23 protein-coding genes and 2 tRNA genes are annotated in these 26,855 nt (G+C 58.9%); 3 read left to right on the forward strand and 22 right to left on the reverse strand.

What is annotated here, in order from left to right:
- Nucleotides 1–26 precede the first annotated feature (26 nt).
- The 9 genes from CFU_RS12845 to CFU_RS12885 all read right to left on the reverse strand — a co-directional run bounded on the left by CFU_RS12845 (nt 27) and on the right by CFU_RS12885 (nt 8,480).
- Nucleotides 27–578, reverse strand: coding sequence for a hypothetical protein (locus CFU_RS12845; RefSeq protein WP_014006472.1), 552 nt, complete (start codon nt 576–578; stop codon nt 27–29).
- Nucleotides 579–805: 227 nt separating this feature from the next.
- Nucleotides 806–882 (reverse strand) — tRNA-Arg (locus CFU_RS12850).
- Nucleotides 883–996: 114 nt separating this feature from the next.
- A tRNA-Pro gene (locus tag CFU_RS12855) sits at nt 997–1,073 on the reverse strand.
- 289 nt (nt 1,074–1,362) lie between these two features.
- Nucleotides 1,363–2,718, reverse strand: coding sequence for a phosphate regulon sensor histidine kinase PhoR (gene phoR / locus CFU_RS12860; RefSeq protein ID WP_014006473.1), 1,356 nt, complete (start codon nt 2,716–2,718; stop codon nt 1,363–1,365).
- On the reverse strand, nt 2,715–3,413 hold the full coding sequence (locus CFU_RS12865; RefSeq protein ID WP_041741949.1) for a winged helix-turn-helix domain-containing protein: 699 nt from the start codon (nt 3,411–3,413) through the stop codon (nt 2,715–2,717). The genes phoR (CFU_RS12860) and CFU_RS12865 overlap by 4 nt, the downstream gene beginning before the upstream one ends.
- A 33-nt stretch (nt 3,414–3,446) precedes the next feature.
- Nucleotides 3,447–4,784 carry a phosphoglucosamine mutase gene (gene glmM / locus CFU_RS12870; RefSeq protein ID WP_014006475.1) on the reverse strand — a complete coding sequence of 446 codons (1,338 nt, stop codon included), beginning with the start codon at nt 4,782–4,784 and terminating at the stop codon, nt 3,447–3,449.
- A gap of 23 nt (nt 4,785–4,807) precedes the next feature.
- Nucleotides 4,808–5,665: a dihydropteroate synthase gene (gene folP, locus CFU_RS12875; protein ID WP_041741951.1), complete on the reverse strand. Its 858-nt coding sequence runs from the start codon at nt 5,663–5,665 to the stop codon at nt 4,808–4,810.
- A gap of 133 nt (nt 5,666–5,798) precedes the next feature.
- Nucleotides 5,799–7,685 carry an ATP-dependent zinc metalloprotease FtsH gene (gene ftsH / locus CFU_RS12880; protein WP_014006477.1) on the reverse strand — a complete coding sequence of 629 codons (1,887 nt, stop codon included), beginning with the start codon at nt 7,683–7,685 and terminating at the stop codon, nt 5,799–5,801.
- 150 nt (nt 7,686–7,835) lie between these two features.
- Nucleotides 7,836–8,480 carry an RlmE family RNA methyltransferase gene (locus CFU_RS12885; RefSeq protein WP_014006478.1) on the reverse strand — a complete coding sequence of 215 codons (645 nt, stop codon included), beginning with the start codon at nt 8,478–8,480 and terminating at the stop codon, nt 7,836–7,838.
- Between the two features lie 31 nt (nt 8,481–8,511).
- Here CFU_RS12885 and CFU_RS12890 point away from each other — a divergent pair, with 31 nt between their 5' ends.
- Nucleotides 8,512–8,982, forward strand: a complete 471-nt coding sequence (locus CFU_RS12890) for a YhbY family RNA-binding protein (protein WP_014006479.1) — start codon at nt 8,512–8,514, stop codon at nt 8,980–8,982.
- A gap of 55 nt (nt 8,983–9,037) precedes the next feature.
- Here the strand turns inward: CFU_RS12890 and CFU_RS12895 are convergent, their stop codons facing one another.
- The 5 genes from CFU_RS12895 to CFU_RS12915 all read right to left on the reverse strand — a co-directional run bounded on the left by CFU_RS12895 (nt 9,038) and on the right by CFU_RS12915 (nt 15,411).
- Nucleotides 9,038–9,493 carry a DUF4149 domain-containing protein gene (locus CFU_RS12895; RefSeq protein ID WP_041741953.1) on the reverse strand — a complete coding sequence of 152 codons (456 nt, stop codon included), beginning with the start codon at nt 9,491–9,493 and terminating at the stop codon, nt 9,038–9,040.
- 52 nt (nt 9,494–9,545) lie between these two features.
- Nucleotides 9,546–10,022 carry a transcription elongation factor GreA gene (gene greA, locus CFU_RS12900; RefSeq protein ID WP_041741955.1) on the reverse strand — a complete coding sequence of 159 codons (477 nt, stop codon included), beginning with the start codon at nt 10,020–10,022 and terminating at the stop codon, nt 9,546–9,548.
- Nucleotides 10,023–10,219: 197 nt separating this feature from the next.
- Nucleotides 10,220–13,441 (reverse strand): carbamoyl-phosphate synthase large subunit, encoded by a 3,222-nt coding sequence (gene carB / locus CFU_RS12905; protein WP_014006482.1) that lies wholly within the window; start codon nt 13,439–13,441, stop codon nt 10,220–10,222.
- On the reverse strand, nt 13,434–14,612 hold the full coding sequence (gene carA / locus CFU_RS12910; RefSeq protein ID WP_014006483.1) for a glutamine-hydrolyzing carbamoyl-phosphate synthase small subunit: 1,179 nt from the start codon (nt 14,610–14,612) through the stop codon (nt 13,434–13,436). Before carA ends, carB begins: the two co-directional genes overlap by 8 nt.
- A gap of 391 nt (nt 14,613–15,003) precedes the next feature.
- Nucleotides 15,004–15,411, reverse strand: a complete 408-nt coding sequence (locus tag CFU_RS12915) for a GlcG/HbpS family heme-binding protein (protein ID WP_041741957.1) — start codon at nt 15,409–15,411, stop codon at nt 15,004–15,006.
- A gap of 283 nt (nt 15,412–15,694) precedes the next feature.
- Here CFU_RS12915 and CFU_RS12920 point away from each other — a divergent pair, with 283 nt between their 5' ends.
- Nucleotides 15,695–16,261, forward strand: a complete 567-nt coding sequence (locus tag CFU_RS12920) for a C40 family peptidase (RefSeq protein WP_041741959.1) — start codon at nt 15,695–15,697, stop codon at nt 16,259–16,261.
- A 101-nt stretch (nt 16,262–16,362) separates the two neighbouring features.
- Here the strand turns inward: CFU_RS12920 and CFU_RS12925 are convergent, their stop codons facing one another.
- The 8 genes from CFU_RS12925 to pstS all read right to left on the reverse strand — a co-directional run bounded on the left by CFU_RS12925 (nt 16,363) and on the right by pstS (nt 24,352).
- Nucleotides 16,363–17,286, reverse strand: a complete 924-nt coding sequence (locus tag CFU_RS12925; protein ID WP_041741961.1) for a patatin-like phospholipase family protein — start codon at nt 17,284–17,286, stop codon at nt 16,363–16,365.
- Between the two features lie 155 nt (nt 17,287–17,441).
- A complete protein-coding gene (gene phoR, locus CFU_RS12930; RefSeq protein ID WP_014006487.1) occupies nt 17,442–18,746 on the reverse strand; it encodes a phosphate regulon sensor histidine kinase PhoR in 1,305 nt (434 codons plus the stop codon).
- A gap of 118 nt (nt 18,747–18,864) precedes the next feature.
- Complete coding sequence (locus CFU_RS12935; protein ID WP_014006488.1) at nt 18,865–19,554, reverse strand: winged helix-turn-helix domain-containing protein; 690 nt, start codon at nt 19,552–19,554, stop codon at nt 18,865–18,867.
- A 31-nt stretch (nt 19,555–19,585) separates the two neighbouring features.
- Nucleotides 19,586–20,293 (reverse strand): phosphate signaling complex protein PhoU, encoded by a 708-nt coding sequence (gene phoU / locus CFU_RS12940; RefSeq protein ID WP_014006489.1) that lies wholly within the window; start codon nt 20,291–20,293, stop codon nt 19,586–19,588.
- Nucleotides 20,294–20,342: 49 nt separating this feature from the next.
- Nucleotides 20,343–21,131: a phosphate ABC transporter ATP-binding protein PstB gene (gene pstB / locus CFU_RS12945; protein WP_014006490.1), complete on the reverse strand. Its 789-nt coding sequence runs from the start codon at nt 21,129–21,131 to the stop codon at nt 20,343–20,345.
- Between the two features lie 38 nt (nt 21,132–21,169).
- Nucleotides 21,170–22,063, reverse strand: coding sequence for a phosphate ABC transporter permease PstA (gene pstA, locus CFU_RS12950; RefSeq protein WP_014006491.1), 894 nt, complete (start codon nt 22,061–22,063; stop codon nt 21,170–21,172).
- Entirely contained in the window at nt 22,060–23,067 is a 1,008-nt protein-coding gene (pstC, locus tag CFU_RS12955; RefSeq protein ID WP_050808580.1) for a phosphate ABC transporter permease subunit PstC, read from the reverse strand. Before pstC ends, pstA begins: the two co-directional genes overlap by 4 nt.
- A gap of 241 nt (nt 23,068–23,308) precedes the next feature.
- Nucleotides 23,309–24,352 (reverse strand): phosphate ABC transporter substrate-binding protein PstS, encoded by a 1,044-nt coding sequence (pstS, locus tag CFU_RS12960; protein ID WP_014006493.1) that lies wholly within the window; start codon nt 24,350–24,352, stop codon nt 23,309–23,311.
- A 355-nt stretch (nt 24,353–24,707) separates the two neighbouring features.
- Between pstS and ppk1 the strand changes: the two genes are divergently transcribed.
- Nucleotides 24,708–26,852 (forward strand): polyphosphate kinase 1, encoded by a 2,145-nt coding sequence (gene ppk1, locus CFU_RS12965; protein WP_014006495.1) that lies wholly within the window; start codon nt 24,708–24,710, stop codon nt 26,850–26,852.
- Nucleotides 26,853–26,855: the final 3 nt, after the last annotated feature.

Raw genomic sequence — 26,855 nt, forward strand, 5'->3', positions numbered from 1 at the left:
AATCCAGCGCATCCCTTCTCTCTGCCTCAGTTCAGGCAATCAAACAACCCGTCAAAGATCGTCATGCTGCTGCCCGGCAATGGCGCACGCAACGGCCGCTCGCCTGCCAGAGCGCTATAAAACGATGCTACCGGCGTCTGCGCCGCCAACGGCGTGCGACAGGTCCAGGTGCGCGCATCGGTCACGACCTTGCCGTTGGCAGCATCGATTTCAGCATTGCTGCCCGCAAATACCCACACGCACTCTCCCATCGTGCCATCAGACTGCCGTACCGAACAGCGATAGCGCAAGGCTTGCATATTGCTGAATTCGCCTTCACAGATGGTATCGCCGCAGATATCGTCGAAATCCCGCTGCAGCCGCCGCTCGAGGTCGTAGAAGACATCCCAGCCTTGTTCATGAGCGGGATAATGCACGGCGTCGACATATTCCGCTGCGCTCGCAGCCAGCGCGCCAAACGTCAGGGCGCCAGCCATGCACAGCAGCTTCACCAGCCGGAGCGACGCGGCCCGGGTGGACATGATCTTGCAATGCGCGAAAAACCGTAAAATGCGGGACAAGCTGGCTGCTGCAGACATGCAATTCTCCTTCGATTCAAGACCCGGGTGGCAACATCAAATAGATGTCAATAATGCATCATAGTTTGCTCGCGCCGGTGAGCCAATAAGCGCGGGCCTAACTTGATCGAAAGGAGATTTGACGAAAATGAAACAGGCAGGAAAAATCCGCTGACATGTGTCGCGGACGAAATATTGCAATTATGGATTTTGACAACGCGAGGTAATACTGAAAGACAGGCTAAAACTGGTCCGGCCGGAGGGAATCGAACCCCCAACATTTCGGGTAGAAGCCGAATGCTCTATCCAGTTGAGCTACGGCCGGATTCATACGCCTGTCGCCTTGATTCCGGTCGTGAGACCGATTATTGCAGAGCCTGCTTTTTATCAAGCGCAATTGAAAAATGGGGCTGTCCGAAGACAGCCCCATTTTAATTTTTGGTCGGAGTACAAGGATTCGAACCTTGGACCCCCTGGTCCCAAACCAGGTGCGCTACCGGGCTGCGCTACACTCCGAGAAGCAAGATAATAAACAGTATTCCGATTTTTGTCAAATTTTTATACAGGAAAATTTTGAAATTCTGCTGCAAAAACCGACCCAATAACGGTACCGCCAAAAGCTTATCTGCTGAAAAACTTGAGAGACGGATTAGACCAGAATTTGGAAAAATATGCGAGAGAAAAACGCATATTCCGGTAAAAAATTTACCCTGCTTTTCATTCTGCTTAAAACATCGGCAAATCAATGGAAAGAACCGGCGACGCCACACAAAAATCGCTGCGCCGAAATCATTTATAGAATTAATCAGTCCTGCCGCAGCGCCAGTTGCGCGCGCTGGAAACTCACTTTAAAACGGCTGCCCTTGCCATACTCCGAAGTGATTTCGAGGCGGCCGCGATGGCGCAGCAGGACATGCTTGACGATCGCCAGGCCGAGGCCGGTTCCTTGCGTGGCGCGCGACCGGGTTTTGTCGACGCGGTAGAAACGTTCGGTAAGCCGGCTCAGATGTTCAGCGGCGATGCCGATGCCATCGTCGGCCACGGCCAGGCTGGCGCATTCGTCGTCCATGCCCCAGCTGACATCGATGCGGCCGCCGTCCGGCGTATACCGGACCGCGTTCGAGAGCAGATTCGCAAACGCACTTTCCAGCTCATCGTGATTGCCCTTCAGGTCGACATCCTGTACCTGCAGGGTGATGCTGTGCTTGCCGCCCGACAGCGCCCTGGCCTCCTCCACCAAACGATTCAGCAGCGGCTTGATGCGCACCGCATCGCTGGACGGCGGCTGCACCAGCGACTCCAGCCGGGTCAGGGTCAGCATGTCGGCCACCAGCCGTTGCATGCGCTGTCCTTGCTCCGCCATCAGGTGCAGCTGGCGCTGCCGGGTTTCCTCGTTCATCTCGCTGCTCAGCGCATGCTCGAGGAAGCCGTTGATGACCGTCAGCGGCGTGCGCAGCTCATGCGATGCATTGGCGATGAAGTCGCGCCGCATGGTATCCATTTTTTCGTTTTGCGTGACATCGTGGGTGACCAGGATCTGGCGCCGGCTTTCGAATGAAATCAGCTGCACCAGGATTTTCCGGTCGTGATGCATGAACGGCAGAGGCTGTTCGAAACGCCCCGACAACATGTAATCGACGAAATCGGGAGAGCGTATCAGGTTGGTCAGCAAACGCCCCTCGTCGCGCGTCAGGTCCAGCCCCAGGTGGGCTTGCGCCGCCGGATTGCACCACTCCAGGTGCATCACGCCGTCGACGATCACCACGCCGTCCGGCAGCAGGCTCATGGCTTGCCGGAAACGCGCCAGCCATTCCGCCATGTCGGCGCGCGAGCGCTCGTCCTCCAGGCGGATGTCTTCCAGCGCGGCAAAGGCATGCGCCCACAAGCCCCAGGTCTTGGGCCGGCGACCGCCCACCGGCGTATCCATCCAGCGTTCGATCTGGTACAGCGACCACATCTGCAGGAACAGCAAGCCTGCCAGCGACAGGCTAAAGAACAGCAGGCCGACGATAGCGCCGCCAACCGCAGCCACCGCTACCGCAACCAGGGACAGCAGGCCAAACCAGAGCAGCGCCGGCACCCAGAACTTGCGTGCGCTGCGGCTGCTGGCGACGGTTCCGGGGCTGGCTCCGGGTTTGGGTCCGGGGTTGACTCTTGTCACGCTGCCGGCTCGGCGTTGAGCTTATAGCCGACGCCGCGCACGGTCTTGACATAATCCGCGGCAAGGCCAAGCGATTTGCGCAGACGCATGATATGGACGTCGACCGTGCGCTCTTCGATGAACGTATGGTCGCCCCAGACTTTATCGAGCAGCTGCGCGCGCGAGAAAATCCGGTCCGGGTGCGCCACCAGGAAACGCAGCAACTTGAACTCGGCCTGGTCCAGCTCGATTTCCTGACTGTCGACCGTGACCTGGTAGCGATCGGTATCGATCTGGATCAAGCCGTGGCTGAGCAGGCTTTGCCCGAGTTCCGGCACCTTGCGCCGTAACAGCGCCTGGATCCGTGCAATCAGCTCCTTGGGCGAAAACGGCTTGGTGACATAATCGTCGGCGCCGGCATTGAGGCCGCGCACCTTGTCCTCATCCATGCCCTTGGCCGTCAGCATGATGACCGGCAAGGTGGCGCTGCGCGGCTGGCTGCGCCACTCCTGCAACAAGGCCAGGCCGGAAGTATCGGGCAGCATCCAGTCCAGCAGCACGGCCTTGGGCAGGACGCCGATGATCGCTTGCCGCGCTTCGCTGGCGCTATAGGCAATCTCGCAGGAAAAACCGGCGTCATCGAGCGTGAACCGCAACAGCTCGGCGATGCCGGGTTCGTCTTCAACGATCAGGATGTGGGTTTGATATTTCGACATCGGCAATTAACTCTATTCAGTAGAAGTCGATCATCAGGAATTCACTTTAGCGGCAATCCGGCGCGCCATCACTTGCGCCAGGTCGGCGTCCTTGGCCTCGACCATGACGCGGATCAGCGGCTCGGTGCCCGACGCCCGGATCAGCACGCGGCCAGTGTCGCCGAGCTCGCGCTCGACCGCTTCCGTCTCCGCCACCATCGCCGGATTCTTTTGCCAGTCGAAACCCGCGCTCACCTTCACGTTGACCAGGGTTTGCGGATAGAGCGCGATATCGGCAGTCAGCTGCGCCAGCGTTTCGCCGTCGCGCTTCAATGCCGACAACACCTGCAGGGCCGACACGATGCCGTCGCCGGTCGTATGCTTGTCCAGGCACAGCAGGTGGCCCGAGCCCTCGCCGCCCAAGATCCAGCCGCGCTCTTTCATCACTTCCAGCACGTAACGGTCGCCGACTTTGGCTCGTGCAAATTCCACGCCCATATTGCGGAACGCCACCTCCAGCGCCATGTTGGTCATCAAGGTGCCGACTGCGCCTTTGACCGGCCCCGTCTTCATGCGGTCCTTGACCATCACATACAACAGCTCGTCGCCATTATAGATGCGGCCGCGGGCATCCACCATCAGCAGGCGGTCGGCGTCGCCGTCCAGCGCGATGCCGATGTCGGCGCGGTTGGAGCGCACCGCCAGCGCCAGCGCGTCCGGCGCGGTGGCGCCGAAGCCGGCGTTGATATTGAAGCCGTTAGGCTGGTTGCCGATCGAAATGACTTCGGCCCCCAGCTCATGGAATACGTGCGGCGCAATATGGTAGGCGGCGCCGTGGGCGCTGTCGACCACGATGGTCAGTCCGCGCAGGTCGAGCTCGTTGGGGAAAGTGCTTTTGCAGAATTCGATGTAGCGTCCGGCAGCATCATCCAGGCGCCTTGCCTTGCCCAGCTTATCCGACGCGACACAAGCCATCGGCAGCTCCAGCGCATCTTCGATCGCGGTTTCTACCGTATCCGGCAGCTTGTTGCCCTGCGCCGAGAAAAATTTGATGCCGTTGTCTTCATACGGGTTATGCGAAGCTGAAATCACCACCCCGGCCGACAGGCGCAACGCCCGCGTCAGGTAAGCAATCGCCGGCGTCGGCATAGGGCCCGCCAGCATCACATCGACGCCGGCGGCGGCAAAACCCGCCTCCAGCGCGGCTTCCAGCATATAGCCGGAGACCCGGGTATCTTTGCCGATCAGCACGGTTGGCTTGCCCCCGCCCGATTTGGCCTGGGCCAGCACTTTACCGGCAGCGTAACCCAGCTTCATTACAAAATCCGGCGTAATCGGCGCTACGCCGACACGACCGCGCACACCATCGGTACCAAAATATTTTCTTGTCATCTCAACCTTCAGTCACATGCATTTCAATCGTTATATTTTTTTCGCTGCGCCGCCTGCCATACCTTGAGCGCGTCCACAGTCTCGGCCACATCATGCACCCGGACTATCTTAGCACCCTGGGAAACCGCCGCCAAAGCCGCTGCCAGGCTGCCGGCAAGGCGCCGTTCCAGCGCTTTGCCGGTCAGCTCGCCCAGCATGGTTTTACGCGACATCCCGGCCAGCAAAGGCAGGTCCAGGGCGCGTTGAATATCTCCCATGCTTTGCAACAAAGCAACATTATGCGCCAAGGTCTTGCCAAAACCAAAGCCTGGATCGATGCTGATGCGATTCCTGCTTATCCCGGCCTGCTCCAGCGCGGCTACCCGCTCTTGCAGGAAAGCGCTGACTTCGGCCACCACATCCTGGTATTCGGGCTTGACCTGCATGGTTTGCGGATCGGCCTGCATGTGCATCACGCACAAACCGCAATCGCTGTCGCTCACTGCTTCCAGGGCGCCAGGTGCGCGAAAACCGTTGATATCGTTGATCAGGTCGGCGCCGGCGGCGAGCGCTTCGCGCATCACGGCTGGCTTGTAGGTATCGATGGAGAGCGGCTTGCCGCAATCGCGCAGGGCGTAGATGGCGGGCATGACGCGGTCCAGCTCTTCTTCCAGCGACAGCGCCGGGCTGCCGGGACGGCTCGATTCGCCTCCGATATCGATGATGTCGACGCCGTCGGCGATCATCTGCTCCGCATGCGACAAGGCGAATTCGAGGGAGTGGAACTGTCCGCCGTCGGAAAACGAATCGGGGGTGATGTTAAGTATGCCCATCACCAGCGGCCGCGCCTGCGGCGTGTTGACCGGCAGCCGGTAGCGGCCGCATTGAAAATATTGTTGCATATAGGAAGTTAAATTGAGGGCGCGAAAGGCACGAAAGAAAGGCACGAAAATAAGCAAAAAGGGCGAGGATTGCTCCTCACCCTTGCTGACGGTTATTTCACAAGCTGCGACGCCAGAGGCGCTCCGGACCGGATCAGGCCGGCGCGGTGGCATTCGGCGAAACACCGCCGGATGGATTGTCGCCGGGCGCCTTGCGCACCGAACTGCCGGCTTTCGGCAGGCGCGGCTCGAGGCCTTCCATGATGTCGTTGATCTGGTCGGCGTCGATGGTTTCCCAGTCCAGCAGGGCCTTGGTCATTGCTTCGACCTTGTCCTTGTTTTCTTCCAGCAGGCGGCGCGACAAGGCGTATTGCTGGTCGAGGATGCTGCGGATCTCGGCATCGACTTTTTGCTGGGTGGCTTCCGACACTGTTTTCGAGGACGAACGGCCGAAGTACGCATCCTGCTCCGTATCTTCGTAGACCATGGTGCCCAAGGTCTCGGACATGCCGTAACGCGTCACCATCGCCCGTGCCAGCTTGGTGGCGCGTTCAAAGTCGTTCGAAGCGCCGGTCGACATCTGGTGCATGAAAATCTCTTCTGAAATACGGCCGCCGAACAGGATGGCGATTTCTTCCAGCATCTTGTCCTTGTACATGTTGATGCGGTCATGCTCAGGCAATTGCCAGGTCAGGCCCAGGGCAAAGCCGCGCGGCATGATGGTGACCTTGTGCACCGGATCGGCTTTCGGCAGCAGTTTGGCGACCACCGCATGGCCGGATTCGTGATACGCCGTATTGCGGCGCTCTTCCTCGCGCATCACGGCAGACTTGCGCTCAGGACCCATGACGATCTTGTCCTTGGCATCCTCGAAATCCTGCATCTCCACCAGGCGCTTGGCGCGGCGGGCAGCAAACAAGGCCGCTTCATTGACCAGGTTGGCCAGGTCGGCGCCCGAGAAACCAGGCGTGCCGCGGGCCAGGATATCGGCCTTGACGTCGGTCGAAATCGGCACCTTGCGCATGTGGACGTTCAAGATCTGTTCGCGGCCGCGGATATCCGGCAGGCCGACCACGACCTGGCGGTCGAAACGGCCCGGACGCAGCAACGCTTTGTCGAGCACATCGGAACGGTTGGTGGCAGCGATCACGATGACGCCGGAATTGGCCTCGAAGCCGTCCATCTCGACCAGCATCTGGTTCAGGGTCTGCTCGCGCTCATCATTGCCGCCGCCCATGCCGGCGCCGCGATGGCGGCCGACTGCATCGATTTCATCGATGAAGATAATGCATGGCGCATGCTTCTTGGCGTTTTCGAACATGTCGCGCACGCGCGATGCGCCGACGCCGACGAACATTTCAACGAAATCCGAACCGGAAATGGTGAAAAACGGCACTTTGGCTTCACCGGCAATCGCACGGGCCAGCAAGGTCTTACCGGTACCCGGTGGACCGACCAGCAGGACGCCGTGCGGAATACGACCGCCCAGTTTCTGGAATTTGGTAGGGTCGCGCAGGAAATCGACCAGCTCGGACACTTCTTCCTTGGCCTCATCGCAACCGGCAACATCGCCAAAAGTAACGGTATTGCTGTTTTCATCCAGCATGCGCGCCTTCGACTTGCCGAACGAGAACGCCCCGCCCTTGCCGCCGCCCTGCATCTGCCGCATGAAGAAGATCCAGACCCCGAGCAGCAGGATCATCGGGAACCAGGAAATGAAGATCTGCTGCAGGAACGATGGCTCTTCCGGCTGCTTGACTTCGAATTTGACATTGTTGTTGACCAAGTCGCCGATCAGGCCGCGATCCAGCGCCGTAATGGCGGTTTTCACCTTCTTGCCGTCCGAAGTGCTGGCGACAATGTTGCCGCCTTCAATCGTCGCATCGGTGATATGCCCAGCCCGGATTTCAGTGATCAGATCGGAGTAGGCAATCGGCCCGGCGCCGCTGGCCAGTCCGCGGCCGTCGAACTGCTTGAATACGGTGAAAAGCACCAGGGCGATGACCACCCAGATGGCGGCTTTGGAAAACATATTGTTCACTAGAACTCCTTGGACGCGCTGCGCGCCTATTTTTAGGTACAGCTTCGAGGTACGGCTTCGAGGTATTCCTTAGATTTTACTCGGAATAGATACGGCTTGCTAGGCAGGATATGTGGACGTACCCACGATAAATCAAGGAAAACTTGCTATTTAGCGCGGATTTTTCAATATTTTGCCAAGCAAGAAGATTTCCGAAGACTTGTCGCGGCTGGCTTTGGGCTTCCTGGAAGCCACGGTTTTGAACTCCTGGCGGAATTTCATCAGCACCTCATTGTAGCCGGTGCCGTTGAAACATTTCGCCAGCAAGGCGCCGCCGGGCTTCATGTGCTGCTGCGAAAATTCAATTGCCAAATCGATAATTTCCTCGACCCGCGCCGCATCGGAGATGGCGATGCCGGACAGGTTGGGCGCCATGTCGGACAAGACCAGGTCCACCTTGCGCCCTTCCAGCAGGCGCTCCAGCTGGCGCAGGCTGTCCGCCTCGCGGAAGTCGCCCTGGATGAAATGGACATCGGCAATCGGCTCCATCGGCAGGATATCGAGGCCGATGATCATGCCATGGATGCCGCCGCCATCCTGGCCGGATAGCTTGTTGCGGGCATATTGCGACCAGCTGCCCGGAGTCGACCCGAGGTCGACGATGATCTGGCCAGGCTTGATCAGCTTGTCCAGTTCATCGATTTCTTTCAGCTTGTAAGCGGCCCTTGCACGATAGCCTTCTTTCTGCGCCAGCTTCACGTAAGGATCGTTAATGTGGTCGTGCAGCCAGTTTTTGTTTAATTTCTTCTTTGCCATTCGCGTAGAATACCGTTTTTAAGGAATTTTTATGTTGAAACTTACATCCGCCGAGCGTAGCGAGCTCCGTTCCCAAGCCCACGGACTGAATCCGGTGGTCCTGATCAGCGAAGATGGCTTGAAACCGTCCCTGATGAAAGAGATCGATGCCAGCCTGAATTCGCACGGCCTGATTAAAGTGCGTGTATTCGGTGATGATCGCGAGGCACGGATTGCCATCTACGAAACTATTTGCGAAAAACTCGGCGCTGCGCCGGTTCAGCACATCGGCAAGCTGCTGGTCCTGTACCGTCCGCAAAAAGACGCAGCCAAGGAACGCAGCGAAACCCGCGGCAAGGGCATGCGTGAAGTCACCATCGTCAAGCCGAGCCCAAGCGGCACCAAGCGGCCATCGGTGACCAAGGTCATGGTAAAAGGCAATGAACGCGTGACCCAGGGCGGCAACATCAAGCGCGCCAAACCGCGTCAGAAAAGCAGCAAGAAATCGGCATTGGGCCGTTGATGCTTATGCAGGGCGGCTTATCCGCGGGGCCGCTCTCCGCGGAGCGGCCACCCGCCTAGCGCAAACTGCGCAAACGTAAAATAAGCCCCACTCCCAGCAAACTCTGGATCAGGTAGATGCCGCTGGCGACGCCATGCAGGATGCCGAACCGAGTCTTGGCATCGGCGCTCATGACACCGCCGGCAGCCGCTTCCCGCAAATCCGCCATGAACGGCTGGATGCCGAAATAACCGACCAAAGTGCATACCAGCATGGCCAGCGCCAGCCGCAGCAAGGTCTTGCGCAGCGGCGCCGCGTCGTCGTGGGTGCGGTAACTGAACAACATGACCAAGGCTATTCCGCAAACCACGGACAGCCACGCCTCGATCCTGAATATGCTGCCGGCAATGGTGCCGGCCAGCGCGCGGTCGGCCAGGGTGGCGAACAGGGTCGGCGCAACCAGGTAACCCACCGTCCACAAGCTGCCCACCCACAAAGTGGCGATCAACAGTCTGAGTCTTACTACAAGCATTGCCACTCCCGGTTTTCCATTCAAACGGCAAGCGTCGTACGCCTGCCCTGCACTATATGTAACGGACTTCCAGGATCTCGTATTCACGGATGCCGGACGGCGCCTGCACGCCGACCACGTCGCCGGCGGTCTTGCCGATCAGCGCGCGGGCGATCGGCGAAGTGACGGAAACCTTGGACATCTTGATGTCGGCTTCGTCGGTGCCGACGATTTGATAAGTGACCTTGTCGCCCGATTCCAGGTCTTCCAGATCGACCGTAGAGGCAAACACCACGCGCCCGTCCGCATCCAGGGTTGCCGGGTCGATAATCTGCGCGGCGCCCAGCTTCCCTTCGAGGTCGGCAATCCGGCCTTCGACAAAACCTTGCCGCTCTTTCGCCGCATCGTAATCCGCGTTTTCCGAAAGATCGCCATGTGCACGCGCTTCCGCGATGGCCTTGATGACGGCTTGACGCTCTTTGGTTTTCAAATGATGCAACTCATCTTTCAACAATTGCGCGCCATGCTTGGTAAGAGGTACTGAGCTCATAGGGATGGTATTCAACAAATATAAATAGGGTTTATCACGCACACAACAAAAGGTCACGGAGGTCAAAAACGCACCAATGCGCTTTTGACCTCCGCAGGAACTTCTGTAGTTAAATTGTACGTTTCGGCGGCTGCCAGGCATGCGATTGCGTGCCCGGAAGCGATTCAGGATGCGCCTAGACGCATCCTGATCTGACCTTAGTGTAAGGTTTTATGCAGCCCTTGTAAATCATAGACATGCAACTCGTCCAAATGACGCATGCCTTCGACCGCAGCTTCTGCGCCGGCGATCGTGGTGTAAGTGGTAGCGTGGGCCGCCAGCGCCGAAGTACGGATCGCCCGCGAATCGACAATCGCGCTGCGTTTTTCTTCGACGGTATTGATCACCAATGAAATTTCATTGTTCTTGATCATGTCGACCACGTGCGGACGCCCTTCCACCACCTTGTTGACGGTTTCCACCGGGATGCCGGCAGCGCTGATGGCCGCTGCCGTGCCCTTGGTCGCCACCACCGAGAAGCCGATCGCCACCAGGTCCTTGGCCACCTGCACCGCGCGCGGCTTGTCGCTGCCCTTGACGCTGAGGAACACCTTGCCCGACTTCGGCAGCTTGATGCCGGCGCCCAGCTGCGACTTGACGAACGCTTCGCCGAAGGTCTTGCCGACACCCATTACTTCGCCGGTGGACTTCATTTCCGGTCCAAGGATGGTGTCCACGCCCGGGAATTTGACGAACGGGAAAACCGCTTCCTTGACGCTGAAGTATTTCGGCACGACTTCGTCCTTGATGCCCTGGCTGTCGAGCGACTGGCCGACCATGCAGCGCGCCGCGATCTTGGCCAGCTGCAGGCCGGTTGCCTTGGATACGAACGGCACGGTGCGCGAAGCGCGCGGATTGACTTCCAGCACGAATACCACGTCCTGGCCGTCGATCTGCTGGATCGCAAACTGCACGTTCATCAGGCCGACCACATTCAAGCCCTTGGCCATCAGCGAGGTCTGGCGCTTGATCTCTTCGATCGTTGCCTGCGACAGCGAATAAGGCGGCAGCGAACAAGCCGAATCGCCGGAGTGCACGCCAGCCTGTTCAATATGTTCCATGACGCCGCCGATGAAGGTGCGCTCGCCGTCGGACAGGCAGTCGACGTCGACTTCGATGGCGTCGTTCAGGAAGCGGTCCAGCAGCACCGGCGAATCGTGCGACACCTTGACGGCTTCGCGCATGTAGCGTTCGAGGTCGCGCTGCTCATGGACGATTTCCATTGCGCGGCCGCCCAATACGTAGGAAGGACGCACCACCAGCGGATAGCCGATTTCCTGCGCCAGGCGCAATGCATCTTCTTCGGTGCGCGCAGTGCGGTTTGGCGGCTGGCGCAAGTTCAGGTCGTGCAGCAGCTTCTGGAAACGCTCGCGGTCTTCGGCGGCGTCGATCATGTCGGGCGAGGTGCCGACGATAGGCACGCCGTTGGCTTCCAGGTCGAGCGCCAGCTTCAAAGGCGTCTGGCCGCCGTACTGCACGATCACGCCGTACGGCTTTTCCTTGTCGACGATTTCCAGCACGTCTTCCAGCGTCACCGGCTCGAAATACAGGCGGTCCGAGGTGTCGTAGTCGGTCGATACGGTTTCTGGATTGCAGTTGACCATGATGGTCTCGTAGCCGTCTTCGCGCATCGCCAGCGCTGCGTGGACGCAGCAGTAGTCGAATTCGATGCCCTGGCCGATACGGTTAGGACCGCCGCCCAGCACCATGATCTTCTTCTTGTTGGTCGGGTTCGATTCGCACTCTTCCTCGTAGGTCGAGTACATGTAGGCGGTGTTGGTCGAGAATTCGCCGGCGCAGGTGTCGACCCGCTTGTAGACCGGACGGATATTCAAGGCCAGGCGTTTCTTGCGGACGTCGGTATCGGTGGTCTTCAGCAGCTTGGCCAGGCGGCGGTCGCCAAAGCCCTTTTGCTTGAGGCGGAACAGCGTGTCGCGGTCCAGCGCTTCCAGCGTCTGGCTGTTTTCCAGCCACAGTTCGATATCGACGATTTCCTTGATCTGCGACAGGAACCACGGATCGATATGGGTCAGCTGATGCACTTCTTCCAGCGTGAAGCCCTGGGCGAACGCGTCGCCCACATACCAGATGCGGTCCGGGCCAGGTTCGCCGAGTTCTTCTTCGATGACTTCGCGGTCCTGGGTCTTTTCGTTCATGCCGTCGACGCCGACTTCGAGGCCGCGCAAGGCTTTCTGGAACGATTCCTGGAAGGTGCGGCCGATCGCCATCACCTCGCCCACCGATTTCATCTGGGTGGTCAGGTGGTTGTCGGCAGTCGGGAATTTTTCAAATGCAAAACGCGGGATCTTGGTGACCACGTAATCGATCGAAGGCTCGAACGATGCAGGGGTGGCGCCGCCGGTGATTTCATTGCGCAGTTCGTCCAGCGTGAAACCCACTGCCAGCTTGGCCGCGATCTTGGCGATCGGGAAACCGGTCGCCTTCGACGCCAGCGCCGAAGAGCGCGAGACGCGCGGATTCATTTCGATCACGATCATGCGGCCGTCGGCCGGGTTGACCGAGAACTGCACGTTGGAGCCGCCGGTATCGACGCCGATTTCACGCAGCACCGCCAGCGAGGCGTTACGCATGATCTGGTATTCCTTGTCGGTCAGTGTCTGCGCCGGCGCCACGGTGATCGAGTCGCCGGTATGCACGCCCATCGGATCCAGGTTTTCGATCGAGCAGACGATGATGCAGTTGTCCGCCTTGTCGCGCACCACTTCCATCTCGTACTCTTTCCAGCCGATCAGCGATTCTTCGATCAGCAGTTCCTTGGTCGGCGAGGCTTCCAGGCCGCGCTTGCAGATGGTTTCGAATTCTTCCGCGTTATAGGCGATGCCGCCGCCGGTGCCGCCCATGGTGAACGAAGGCCGGATGATGACCGGGAAGCCCAGTTCCTTCTGCACGCCCCACGATTCTTCCATGGTGTGGGCGACGCCGGAACGGGCCGAACCGAGGCCGATCTTGGTCATCGCTGCCTTGAACTTGGAACGGTCTTCGGCCTTGTCGATGGCTTCCGGCGAAGCGCCGATCAGCTCGACCTTGTATTTTTCCAGGACGCCGTGGCGATGCAGGTCGAGCGCGCAGTTCAGCGCGGTCTGGCCGCCCATGGTCGGCAGGATCGCGTCCGGCTTTTCCTTGGCGATGATGCGCTCCACCGCCTGCCAGGTGATCGGCTCGATGTAGGTGACATCCGCCATCTCCGGGTCGGTCATGATGGTCGCAGGGTTGCTGTTGACCAGGATGACTTTGTAACCCTCTTCGCGCAATGCCTTGCAGGCTTGCGCGCCGGAGTAGTCGAACTCGCAAGCCTGGCCGATGATGATCGGGCCGGCGCCGATGATCAGGATACTTTTTAAATCACTACGCTTAGGCATTTTTATTTTTCTCCAACATCGTTTGATTCATCAATTGAATGAAACGATCGAACAAGGGGGCGATGTCATGCGGGCCGGGCGACGCTTCCGGGTGGCCCTGGAAGCAGAACGCCGGCTTGTCGGTGCGGGCAAAACCCTGCAGCGAACCGTCGAACAAGGAAACGTGGGTCACGCGGCAGTTGGCCGGCAAGGTCGCGCCATCCACGGCAAAACCGTGGTTTTGCGAAGTGATCAGCACTTGCTTGCTGTCTAGGTCCTGCACCGGATGGTTGGCGCCGTGGTGGCCGAACTTCATCTTCAGCGTCTTGGCGCCGGAGGCCAGCGCCATGATCTGGTGGCCGAGGCAGATGCCGAAAGTCGGCACGCCGCGCTCGATCAGTTCCTTGGTGGCGGCAATCGCGTAGTCGCAAGGCTCAGGGTCGCCCGGGCCGTTGGACAGGAAAATCCCGTCCGGATTGAGCGCCAGCGCATCGGCGGCCGAGGCTTGCGCCGGCAGCACGGTGATCTTGCAGCCGCGCTGCGCCAGCATGCGCAGGATGTTGAACTTGACGCCGTAGTCAAACGCCACCACGTGATATTTTGGGGTGATCTGCTGATCGTAGCCGCGGCCCAGGCGCCATTCGGTCTCGCTCCAGCTGTAGGCCTTGGTAGTCGACACCACTTTGGCCAGGTCCATGCCGGCCAGGCCGGGGAAACCGCGCGCCAGTTCCAGCGCCTTGGCGGTTGCCGCGGCAATGTCCGACTCGCCGGCGACGATGGCGCCGCCCTGCGCGCCCTTTTCGCGCAAGATGCGCGTCAGCTTGCGGGTATCGATGCCGGCGATGGCGACGATATTCGACTCTTGCAGATAAGCGTCCAGGGTCTTGGTGGAGCGGAAATTCGACACCAGGCGCGGCAGGTCGCGGATGATGAGGCCGGCGGCATGGATTTGCGAAGACTCGATATCCTCTTCATTGACGCCGGTATTGCCGATATGCGGGTAAGTAAGGGTGACGATCTGGCGGCTATAGCTTGGATCGGTGAGGATTTCCTGGTAACCGGTCATGGCGGTATTGAATACGACTTCACCAGTCGTATGACCGGCAGCGCCAATTGAAATACCTTGGAAAATCGTCCCATCTGCTAGCGCGAGGATGGCCGGTACGGTGAGGCCAGAAAAAAATGGCTGCAAGGGGTAACTCCTGATGTTGTTACCGCCGCTGCGCTGCGCCAAACGACCGCTATGAATCCCCAAACAGCGCCCAAACAGCGTTGATTTGACGGATTATCAGTCTTTTTGGGACGAGATGGAAGGTGGTATGCGCTACGGCGGAGTAAATTGGGCTAAACCCTGCAATTATAGCCGACAACCACCTGCCCGGCAATCCGATCAGAGGCCAAGCCGAGGGTTTTTGTATAAATAATTAGGAAAGATATGCGGCGGAGATGCGGCGATGATGCAATTGACAACTTTACTAACAAACAGCGCAAGGACGGCAGCGCCGTTGTCAACATCGCTGCCAATATTGGTCAGCTTGCGGGCCTGGCATTCCGAGCCCGCAAGAATTGGCTTAAACGTTCAATTAAACGCTCAAGGCGGCAATGCCGGCCTTGGCGATCTGCACGTCTTCGCTCGACTTCACGCCGGAAACGCCGACTGCACCAAGATATTCGCCGCCGACCACGATAGGCACGCCGCCTTCCAGCAGACCTTCCAGGTTTGGTGCGGTAATGAACGAGAAACGACCATTGTTGATCATGTCTTCGTAAATCTTCGATTCGCGCTGGCCTAAAGCGGCCGTCTTGGCCTTGGCCGGCGAAATGTGGGCCGAAATCGGCGCGCAGCCGTCCATGCGCTGCAGCCACAGCAGGTGGCCGCCTTCGTCAACGATGGAAATTGTCACCGCCCAGTGGTTCTTCACTGCTTCGGCTTCGGCAGCTGCGGCGATTTTCTTGACATCGTCGAGTGTCAGCACTTGTTTCGATTTCATTTTTGCTCCTTGTGAAATAACTGAATATTGTACTTTAGTGCTCTGCAATAGGCATCCGCGCCACCGGCATTCGCGCCAGATTATTTCTGGCGCAGTACTGGCGCGATATTTGCTTCATGGAAAACCGAAATGCAGGAAATTTCCTGACGCCCCTCGGATTTATCCGACTTTAATTATTTAAATGACATGATATAGTTCTGCCCCTTCGCCTGGCAAGTTTGACAGGCACCTCTTATTCACTTACATTCGTGCGATCGTAATGACCCAAAGCCCATCCATAACGATGACGATCAAAGAAGCCTTCCCGCTATTCCAGACCTTCGCACTCGCCTGCGCGCTGCTTGCCGGCTTATGGTTATGCAGCCCTGCGCGCGCTTCCGATATCACCGATATCGACCTGCGGCCGCAGCCGAGCAGCACCCGCAGCAAACTCCAGCAATTCACCGACCGGGCGTCGGACTTGGCTGTGAGCGCGATGGGCATGATCGGCATTCACTACAAATACGGCGGCAACAACCCGGAAAACGGCCTCGATTGCAGCGGCCTGGTACGTTATGTATTCAAGGATGCGTGGGGCGTCAACGTTCCGCGCACTGCCGCGGAACTGAGCCGCAGCGGCGAAAAAATCGACAAGCAAGACCTGAAGCCTGGCGACCTGGTGTTCTATAACACCCTGCGCCGCAGTTTCTCCCACGTCGGCATTTACCTGGGCGACAACAAATTCATCCACGCCCCCTCCACCGGCGGCAAAGTCCGTATCGAGAGCATGGACCTGGCTTACTGGAAATCGCGCTTCAACGGTGCGCGCCGCATCAACGATCCGGATCCTGACAGCGACAACCATCAGTAACAGCATTACCTGCAAAAAGCCCCTGACAGTCAAAATCTGCCAGGGGCTTTTTTCTTGGTGCTTGCTCGTATAGAGCCTGGCTTAGGTTTCCGCCTCCAGCTTTATTCCTCGCGCTTTTCCTTCAGCTTCTTTTTGATGGCCGCCATCTGCGCCATCGCCGCCTGCTCGCCGGCCAGGATCGCGGTATTGCGCGCGGCGAAATCGTTGCCCTTCATGGCTCCCAGGTCCGGACGGATGACAATGTCGGCATCTTTCAATTCATAGCTGTTGATGCTTTGCCCCATGATGGCAAAAGTCTGCAGCAATACATCGACCGAACTGGAGGCGGCCTGCACCTCCGGCGAAGCCGAAAGATTCACCGCAATCACGAAATCCGCGCCCATTTCGTGCGCAAAGCGCACCGGCACCGGCGACACCAGGCCGCCATCGACATACAAGTGGCCGCCGATGCTTACCGACTGGAACACGCCCGGCACCGCAGAAGATGCCCGCACCGCGACGCCGGTGTTACCGCGACGGAACAGGATAGGCGCGCCGCTGTTCAGATCGGTGGCAACCGCGCCAAACGGGATTTTCAGCTTTTCGATAGGGACATTGTGGATGGTCTTGTTGACGTAATTCTGGATCGCCTCGCCCTTCAGGACGCCGCTGACCTTGGCAAAAAACGGCACGGACCAGTCAGAAATGGCAGCCTCGTCCATTTGCAAGGCGATCTTCTGCAGCGCAAAGCCGTTATTGCCGGCTGCGTACAGTGCGCCGACCACGCTGCCGGCGCTGGTGCCGACCACGATGTCGGGCACGATCCCCTGCGCTTCCAGCGCCTTGATCACGCCGATATGGGCAAACCCGCGGGCAGCGCCGCCGCCCAGCGCCAGGCCGATCCTGACTGGCCTGGGCACTTTCGGCTGGACCGCCGGGACGACGGCCACCGGCGGTAGCTGCGGAGCGACCGGGTTGCTGCCGCAGGCGGCCAGCAAAACGCATAAGACAAGACTCAGGGACGGCAGTAAACGTGGCAAGGACATGACAGTGGCGGAAATCCGGCAAGATGGAGGAGAAGCGCAAACACTGTCATTCATCGACAACGAAGGCGGCCGGCGACGATGTGTCGCCGCAGAATTGTAGCCGATGTTGAAGACTTCGAACCGCAAGGATAAGCTGAATTGCGGCTGAATTGCGCTCAGTCTTTCGCCACAGCAACGACCGACGCCGCCGGCAATTTGACCGTAAACACGCTGCCCTCGCCCGGCCGCGATTCAACCCCCAGGCTGCCGTGATGGCGCAGCAATACATGCTTGACGATCGCCAGACCGAGGCCGGTGCCCTGGGTTTCCCGCGAGCGGCTTTTGTCGACACGGTAAAAACGCTCGGTGAGCCGCGAAATATGCTCGGCGCTGATGCCGATGCCGGAATCCTTGACCACCAGTTGCGGTCCCGCCCTGCCGTTTTGCCAAAGGATCTGGATTTTGCCGCCGGCCGGCGTATAACGCACCGCATTGGAAATCAGGTTGCTGAAAGCGCTGCGCAGCTCATCGTTGCTGCCGGTGATGTCGGGACCGTCGACCGCAAGCGAAAAACTGTGCTTGCCGGCCGACAGGACCTCGGCCTCCTGCAGCAGGCTGCGCAGCATGGCTTGCATATCCACCGGTTCGGGGCGCAAGGGATAGTCGATCGATTCCAGCCGCGTCAGGGTCAGCATGTCGCCGATCAGGTTTTGCATGCGATGGCCCTGCTCCGTCATCAGCTGCAGATGCGCGGCGCGGGTTTTCTGGTCGAGATCAGGCTGGGCCTGCGCAATCTCCAGGAAACCGTTGATCACGGTCAGCGGCGTGCGCAATTCGTGCGAGGCATTGGCGATGAAATCGCGCCGCATCATGTCGATCCTTTCGGATTCGGTGGCGTCGTGGGTCACCAGGATCTGGCGCCGGTTCTCGAACGGGATGATCTGCACGATCAGCTTGCGTTCGCGCAGGCTCAAGGTCAACGGCTGGTCGTAGCGGCCCAGGATGATGTAGTCGATGAAATCCGGGGTGCGGATCAGGTTGGTGACCCGCATGCCCTTGTCGCGCCCGTGCTGCAAGCCCAGATGACGCTCCGCGGCCGGATTGCACCACTCCAGGAACAAGACATCATCCATGATGACGACGCCGTCGGGCAGCAGATGCATGGCCTGGCGGAAACGCGCCAGCCATTCGCTCAGTTCGGTCTGGTGCTTTTCATCGTCGCGCCGCAAACGGTACAGGCGCGAAAAAATGTCGGTCCATGCGCCCCAGCCGTCCGGCAGTTTTTCGCTGCGCGGATTGTCCAGCCAGCCGCTGAGCCGGAACAGGTAGTGCAACTGCACCACCACGGCAACCGACATCAGGGCCAAGCCCAATAACAAACCGGGCAACACACCAAACAGGGCCCACACCACGCCCGAGATGACAAAAATCAGCAGGATCCGCAGCAATGCCGGGATCCAGAACAACATCTGTGGATTCATAAATCACTATTATGCGAGGGAAGCATCGTTCATCGCGCTGGCCCGCAGCAAATGGCACGCGCTTGAAATCCAGCTCTTGCGCTATGTTATAGCGCTCTGTTTGCGCCCTATTATTGCGCTATTTTGCCGAAAGCATGTAGCCGACGCTACGCACCGTGCGAATCAGGTGTTCCGATTCGCGCAGCGCCTTGCGCAGGCGCAGCACGTGGACATCCACGGTGCGTTCTTCGATCACGACGTGGTCGCCCCAGACCTTGTCGAGCAGCTGGCTGCGCGAGAACACCCGGTCCGGATTGGCCATGAAGAATTTCAGCAGGCGGTATTCGGCGTGGCCAATATCGATCTTCTGGTTTTCCAGGCAGACTGAACAGCTGGCCGGATCGAGCGACACCGCACCGGCCGACATCATGCCGGGAACCTCGTCAGCCCCTTTGCGCCGCAGCAGCGCCTTGACCCGGGAAGTCAGTTCACGCGGCGAAAACGGCTTGGTCATGTAGTCGTCGGCGCCATTGTCGAGGCCGGAAATCTTGTCCTCTTCCATGCTTTTTGCGGTCAGCATCATGATCAGCATGGACTGCAGCTGGCGGTCCGCGCGCATTTGCGACAGCAGGCGCAAACCGCTCTGGTCCGGCAGCATCCAGTCCAGCAGCACCAGGTGCGGCGTGCGGCGCTGGACGAACTCCCAGCCGTCGGCGGCGGTATGCACGATGGACGGAGTCCAGCCGGCTTCCTTGATGGTAAAACCGATCAGTTCGGCGATCGCCGGCTCATCTTCAATGATCAGGATGGATGTTTTATCAGCGGCCATTTTTTAACATGCAGTGAATATTACGCTTCGATCAAACCTCGTCGTCATCGCGCTGGCTGGTGGCGTAGTCGGTGTGGCGGATGTCCTTGCCTTCGACGATGTAGATCACATACTCGGCGATGTTCTTGGCGTGATCGCCGATGCGTTCGACCGCCTTGGCCACCCACAGGGTATCCATGGACGCCGAAATCGTGCGCGGATCTTCCATCATGAAGGTGATCAGGTTGCGCATGATCGAGCGGAAGTCGCGATCGATCACTTCGTCCTGCGCAATCAGCTTCATGGCCTGTTTCTCGTCCAGGCGCGCCAACGCATCCAGCGCATCGTGCAGCAGGTCGGCTGCGCCGATGGCGATGACGCGCACCGTTTCGGTGTGGTCGATGGTGCCCGCGCCGCGTTTATGCAGATGGATCGCGGTACGCGCGATTTTTGCCGCTTCGTCGCCGATCCGCTCCAGGTCGGTGATCACCTTGATGGTCGCCATCACCGTGCGCAAATCGTTGGCGGTCGGCTGGCGGCGCACGATCAGGTGGCTGCAGGCGTCATCCAGCTCGATTTCCAGGCGGTTGACCTGGTCGTCGTCCTTGATCACCCGTTCCGCCGCATCCAGGTTGCCGTTGCGGAAAACGTTGATCGCTTCCTGGAACTGGCGCTCGACCAGTCCGCCCATGAGCAATACCTTGGAACGTATGGTTTCCAAATCCGTGTCGTACTGCTTTGAAGAGTGTTCGCCGCTCATCTGATTTCCTTCTGTTCTTTACGCGTCAAGGTTGAGGCTGTCGCCGGCATTAACCGAAACGGCCTGTGATGTAGTCCTGGGTCTCTTTACGTGCCGGATTCATGAAGATCTGGTCGGTCTCGCCGAACTCCACCAGCTCGCCCAGGTACATGTAGGCGGTGTAGTCGGAGCAGCGCGCGGCCTGCTGCATGTTGTGCGTCACGATGGCGATGGTGTAGTCCTGTTTCAGCTCGCTGATCAGCTCTTCCACCTTGGCGGTCGAGATCGGATCGAGCGCCGAGGTCGGCTCGTCCAGCAGCAAGACATCCGGACGCACCGCCACGCTGCGGGCGATGCACAGGCGTTGCTGCTGGCCGCCCGACAGGCTCAGGCCGCTCTTGTTCAGCTTGTCCTTGACTTCGCCCCACAAGGCCGCCTTCGACAGCGCCCATTCAACGCGCTCATCCATCTCGCCTTTCGGCAGGTTTTCATACAGGCGGATGCCGAACGCGATGTTGTCGTAGATCGACATCGGAAACGGCGTCGGCTTCTGGAACACCATGCCGACCTTGGCGCGCAGCATGTTCAGGTCTTGTCCGGCTTCCAGGATGTTGCGGCCGGCATACATGATCTTGCCTTCCGCGCGCTGGCCCGGGTACAGGTCGTACATCCGGTTCAGGGTGCGCAGCAAGGTGGATTTGCCGCAGCCCGAAGGACCGATAAATGCGGTCACTTTCTTTTCATTGACATGCAGGTTGATGTTCTTCAAGCCCTGGAACGCGCCGTAGTAGAAATTCAGCTGCGAAATCTCTATGGTCGGCTGTTTGTCGAGAGCATTCGGTTTGATTGAGGTTTGCATAATATTGACCAGTAAGGATGGCAATCTAAGTGAGTTCGTTAGCCTGGAATCTTCTGGCTGAAAAGCGAACGCGATACGATGTTCAAGGCCAGCACGCTGAACGTGATCAGCAATGCCCCGCCCCAAGCCAGCGGCACCCAGTTATCGAACGGGCTCATCGCAAACTGGCTGATCACCACCGGCAGGTTTGCAATCGGCTTGTTCATGTTGGTGCTGAAGAACTGGTTGTTCAGGGCGGTGAACAGCAAAGGCGCCGTTTCCCCGGCAATCCGCGCCACCGCCAGCAAGACGCCGGTGACCACGCCGGCCTTGACCGCGCGCAGGCGCACCAGCAAAGCCACTTTCCAGCGCGGCGCGCCGAGGGAGAACGCCGCTTCGCGCAGGTTGCCCGGCACCAGCTTGAGCATGTTGTCGGTAGTCCGCACCACCACCGGCACCGCAATCAGCGACAAGGCGAAGGTGCCGGCCCAGCCGGAAAAATGGCCGACCTTGGCAACGTAGATCGCGTAGACAAACAAGCCGATCACGATCGACGGCGCTGACAGCATGATGTCGGTGACAAAGCGCGTCACCTGCGCCAGCTTGCTCTCCTCGCCATATTCAGCCAGGTAGATGCCGGCCAGGATGCCGATCGGAGTACTGATGACAGTCGCCAGTCCCACCAGCATCAGGCTGCCGATGATCGGGTTCAGCAAACCGCCGGCGCCGGAACCCGGGGCAGGCGTGTTTTGCGTCAGGATGCCGAGGTTCAGCGCGCCAAAGCCCTTGACCACCAGCGTCGCCAGGATCCAGGCCAGCACCGCTATGCCCAGCGCCATCGCCAGGAACGACAGCACCATGCCGAAACGATGCATCAGCAGCCGCTTGCGGTAGACCTGGTTGACCGGCGGAGTTGCCTGGATATCGGCATCCGCTTGCGAAGAATTACTCATTTGGCACCTTCTTTACGGGACATGCCCATCAACATGATTTTGGCGATCGACAAGACGATAAAGGTAATCACGAACAGGATCAGGCCCAGCGCAAACAAGGCCGATACGTGCAGCGTGCTGGAGGCCTCGGCGATTTCATTGGCCAGCGTCGAGGCGATGCTGTTACCGGAGGCAAACAGCGACCACGACAGCCGCTGCGCATTGCCGATCACGAAGGTCACCGCCATGGTCTCGCCCAAGGCGCGCCCGAGGCCGAGCATGACGCCGCCGACCACGCCGGTCTTGGCGTACGGCAGGACCACCTTGCGCACTACTTCCCAACGTGTGCAGCCGAGGCCGTAGGCGGATTCTTTCAGCACTGCGGGAACGACTTCGAATACGTCCCGCATGACGGAGGAAATGAACGGAATGATCATCACTGCCAGGATCAGGCCCGCGGTGAGCAAGCCTATGCCCATTTTAGGACCGTTGAACAAAGCGCCGATCAGCGGCAGATGGCCAAGCGTGGCGGACAGGAAAGGCTGGCCGTATTGGGCAAACAGCGGCGCGAATACAAACAGCCCCCACATGCCGTAGATGATGCTCGGCACGCCGGCCAGCAGTTCTACCGCGGTGCCCAGCGGGCGGCGCAGTTTGGCCGGGCAGATTTCAGTCAGGAACAAGGCGATCCCGAAACTCACCGGGAAGGCGATAGCCAGGGCGATGAACGACGTCACCAGGGTGCCGACGATGGCGATCATCGCGCCGTAATGGTCGTTGACCGGATCCCATTCGACGGTGGTGATGAAAGATGGCCCGAACTCGCGGAACACCGGCCAGGCGCCGATCGCCAGGCAAACGATGATGCCGAGCAGGACCAGCAGCACGATCAGCGAAAACAGCAGCGTGACCTTGTGGAAAAGGAAATCCTGGATGCGTTGTTTACGCATTGTGGCAAGCAGGCTCTGATGCGATAGACCCGCTTCTTCAGCGCTGATTGCCTGGGGTGAGATCGATTGTGCCATGACAGGAATATTTGCACTCATGAGTAGCGATATCCGATGAAGAATAAGAAGCGGCGGCGGGAGTTGCAAAGCCAGACCGCGCTCGACCTGAAGACATTTCGCGTGGGACTAGGTGATTCAATACTATTAACGGCGCAGGCAGCTTATTCCCCGAACAACTGCCGCGCCCACAACACAATTGCAACAACTGAAACTTGCGATCCGGACTTGAGCTATCCCAAATCCGGATCAGGTATGGCTATTACCAGACAGCCTTGCCGGCGTTATCCTTGATCTGGGCTTTCCACGACTCTTCCACCAGCTTCACCACCGATGCAGGAATCGCGACATAGTCCAGTTCGGTAGCAGCGGCGCCGCCGTTCTTATACGCCCATTCAAAGAACTTCAGGACTTCCTTGCCCTTGGCGGCATCGGCCTGGCTCTTGTGGATCAGGATGAAAGAAGCGCTGGTGATAGGCCAGCTGGTCTTGCCGGCCGCGTCGGTGAAATCCACCGCGAAACCTGGGGTCTTGGCCCAGTCGGCGCCGGCTGCAGCAGCCTTGAAAGTTTCGTCGTCAGGCTGCACGAAGCTGCCGTCGCGATTCTTCAGCTGAGTATGCTGCAGCTTGTTTTTCTTGGCGTAAGCGTACTCGACATAACCGATCGCGCCCTTGATCTTTTGCACGTTGGCGGCGACGCCTTCGTTACCCTTGCCGCCCACGCCGACCGGCCATTTGACCGCAGTGCCGGCGCCAACGCCGGTCTTGAACGCCGGGCTGGTCTTCGACAGGTAGCTGGTGAACACGAATGAAGTGCCGGAACCGTCAGCGCGGTACACCACGGTGATGTCGTCGGCCGGCAGTTTCACGCCTGGGTTGAGGGCCGTGATTTCAGGCGCATTCCACTTGGTGATCTTGCCCAGGTAGATGTCGGCAAGCACAGGACCGGTCAGCTTGACCTGGCCTGGAGTCACGCCGTCCAGGTTCACGACCGGCACCACGCCGCCCATGATCGCAGGGAATTGCGCCAGGTTGTCGGTGTTCAGGTCTTCTACCTTCAACGGCATGTCGGAAGCGCCGAAATCCACAGTTTTCGCCTTGATCTGCTTGATGCCGCCGCCGGAGCCGATCGATTGATAGTTCAAGCTGTTGCCAGTTGCGGTTTTGTAGGCTTCAGCCCATTTGGAGTAGATCGGGTAAGGAAAAGAAGCGCCGGCGCCGGTGATTTCCGCTGCCATGACCGAAGAAACCGCCAGGGTCGAACCCATTGCCAGAATGGCGGCCTTAACGAAGTGATTCAATCGCATTTGTTACTCCCTTGTTGACTATAGATGTGGTGTGCCCAAGTCGAGACTGTTGTGAAATTCATCTCCTTGCAAGGAAGCCAATTTCACAACAGCCCCTAAGACAGGGCGAACTCTAACCAAGATTTATGACAGCTTTATGACGAAGAAAAAATCAATGAAAATAACGTTAAATTATCAAAAAAATCATAAAAAAACAGGAAAAAAAACCTATTACGCCGTAGTATCTTCTTCATCCTGCCGGCGCACGGTGCCACCTTACAAGGGCAAATGTCTTGCGATGCTTCCATTTTCTTCATCAAGCTGTCATATTCAGTGCATACACTGCGCCGTAACCATCAGACCAGTTGCCTGATTCATGAATAAGAAAACCAAGCCGGACGATGATTCCAAGCACGCCAGCGCCAGATTAGGCGCCAATCCAAGCTATCTGAACCGCGAACTGTCGCAACTGGCCTTCAACCGGCGCGTCATGGCCCAGGCCGAGGACCGGCATGTGCCGTTGCTGGAGCGACTGCGGTATCTATGCATCGTCAGCAACAACCTCGACGAATTCTTTGAAGTCCGCATCGCCAGCTTGCTGGCAAACAGCCAGGTTGAAGGCGGCGGCGCCGAGTCGCCTGCCTTGGCCGCCGCGCTTGAGCGCACCAGCATAGAGTGCCACCAGATCGTCGACCGCCAGTACGCCATCCTCAACCAGACCATCTTGCCGCAGCTGTCGGCCAACCGCATCCACCTGCTGCGGCACGGCGACCGCAATGAAGAACAGCGGGCATGGGTGAAATCCTTCTTTGAACAGGAAATCCGCCCCCTGCTGACCCCGATCGGGCTGGATCCGGCTCACCCGTTTCCCCAGGTATTAAACAAAAGCCTCAATTTCATTGTCGAAATGGCGGGCAAGGATGCGTTCGGGCGCAGCACCTCGATTGCCATCATCAAGGCGCCGCGCGTATTGCCGCGCGTGATCAGGCTGCCGGATGTGCTGTCGCCCGACGGCGCCTCGTTTTGCCTGCTGTCGTCCATCATCCATGCCCACATAGGCGATCTTTTTGCCGGCCGCCAGATATTGGCTTATTCGCAATTCCGGGTGACGCGCAACAGCGACCTGTGGGTCGACGAAGAAGAGGTCAAGAACCTGCGCCAGGCGCTGCAAAGCGAGCTGCAGAGCCGCCAGTTCGGGGTTGCCGTCAGGCTGGAGGTGGCGCGCAGCTGCCCGTCGCACCTGGCCCAGTTTCTGCTCGACCAGTTTGGCATCGCCCCCAACCGCTTGTACGCGGTCGACGGCCCGGTCAACATGGTGCGCCTGTCGGAGATGATCGACCAGATCAGCGACGCCAGCCTGCGTTTCCCGCCGTTTGCTCCGGGCCTGCCGTTGCACCTGGAAAACGGTAACGACATCTTCGCGCAGCTGAAACAGAAAGACGTGCTGCTGCACCATCCGTTCCAGTCGTTCCAGCCGGTAGTCGACTTTGTCCGTTCCGCGGCATTCGACAGCAATGTGGTGGCGATCAAGCAAACCATTTACCGCACCGGCATGAACTCGGACCTGATGGAAGCGCTGATTGTTGCGGCCCAGCGCGGCAAAGAAGTGATGGTGATCGTTGAACTGATGGCGCGCTTCGACGAGGAAGCCAACATCAACTGGGCTGACAAGCTGGAGCGCGCCGGCGCCCAGGTGGTATATGGCGTGGTCGGCCTCAAGACCCATGCCAAGCTGTCGCTGGTGATCCGGCGCGAAGCCGACAAGAGCGGCAACGGCGAACTGCGCTATTACGCCCACCTCGGCACCGGCAACTACCATCCGACCACCACCAAGCTATACACCGACTTCGGCTTGCTCACTTCAAACCAGAAGCTGGCCACTGAAGTCAATGAGGTCTTCCTGCACCTGACCAGCCTCACCAAACCCAAGAAAATGGATTACCTGTGGCTGGCGCCGTTCCTGCTGCAAAAGGAAATCATCAGGGCGATCCACAACGAAGCCGAGATCGCCCGCAAGGGCCGGCCGGCGCGCATCGTCGCCAAGATGAATGCGCTGCTGGACGAATCCGTGATCCGCGCCCTCTACGAAGCCTCCGCCGACGGCGTCAAGATCGAACTGATCGTGCGCGGCGCTTGCGCGCTCAGGCCTGGCGTTCCGGGATTGTCCGAGAATATCCACGTGCGCTCCATCATCGGCCGCTTCTTGGAACACAGCCGTATTTATTATTTCCGCAACAACCTGCAGCACGATGTCTACCTGGCCAGCGCCGACTGGATGAACCGCAACCTGTTCCGGCGGGTCGAAGTGGCATTCCCGGTGCTGGACAAATCGCTCAAGAGGCGAGTCATCAACGAAGGCCTCACGCCTTACCTTAAAGACAACACCAATGCCTGGAGCCTCGGATCCGATGGCAATTGGCATAAAAACAAGCCTCACCGGAGACAAAAACCATACGGCGCGCAACGCCATCTGATGTTGGCCTTGGGCGCGCTTTCCCCTACACATTACACAAACAAGTGAGTA

This window comes from Collimonas fungivorans Ter331, from assembly GCF_000221045.1.
Classification (GTDB): domain Bacteria; phylum Pseudomonadota; class Gammaproteobacteria; order Burkholderiales; family Burkholderiaceae_D; genus Collimonas; species Collimonas fungivorans_A.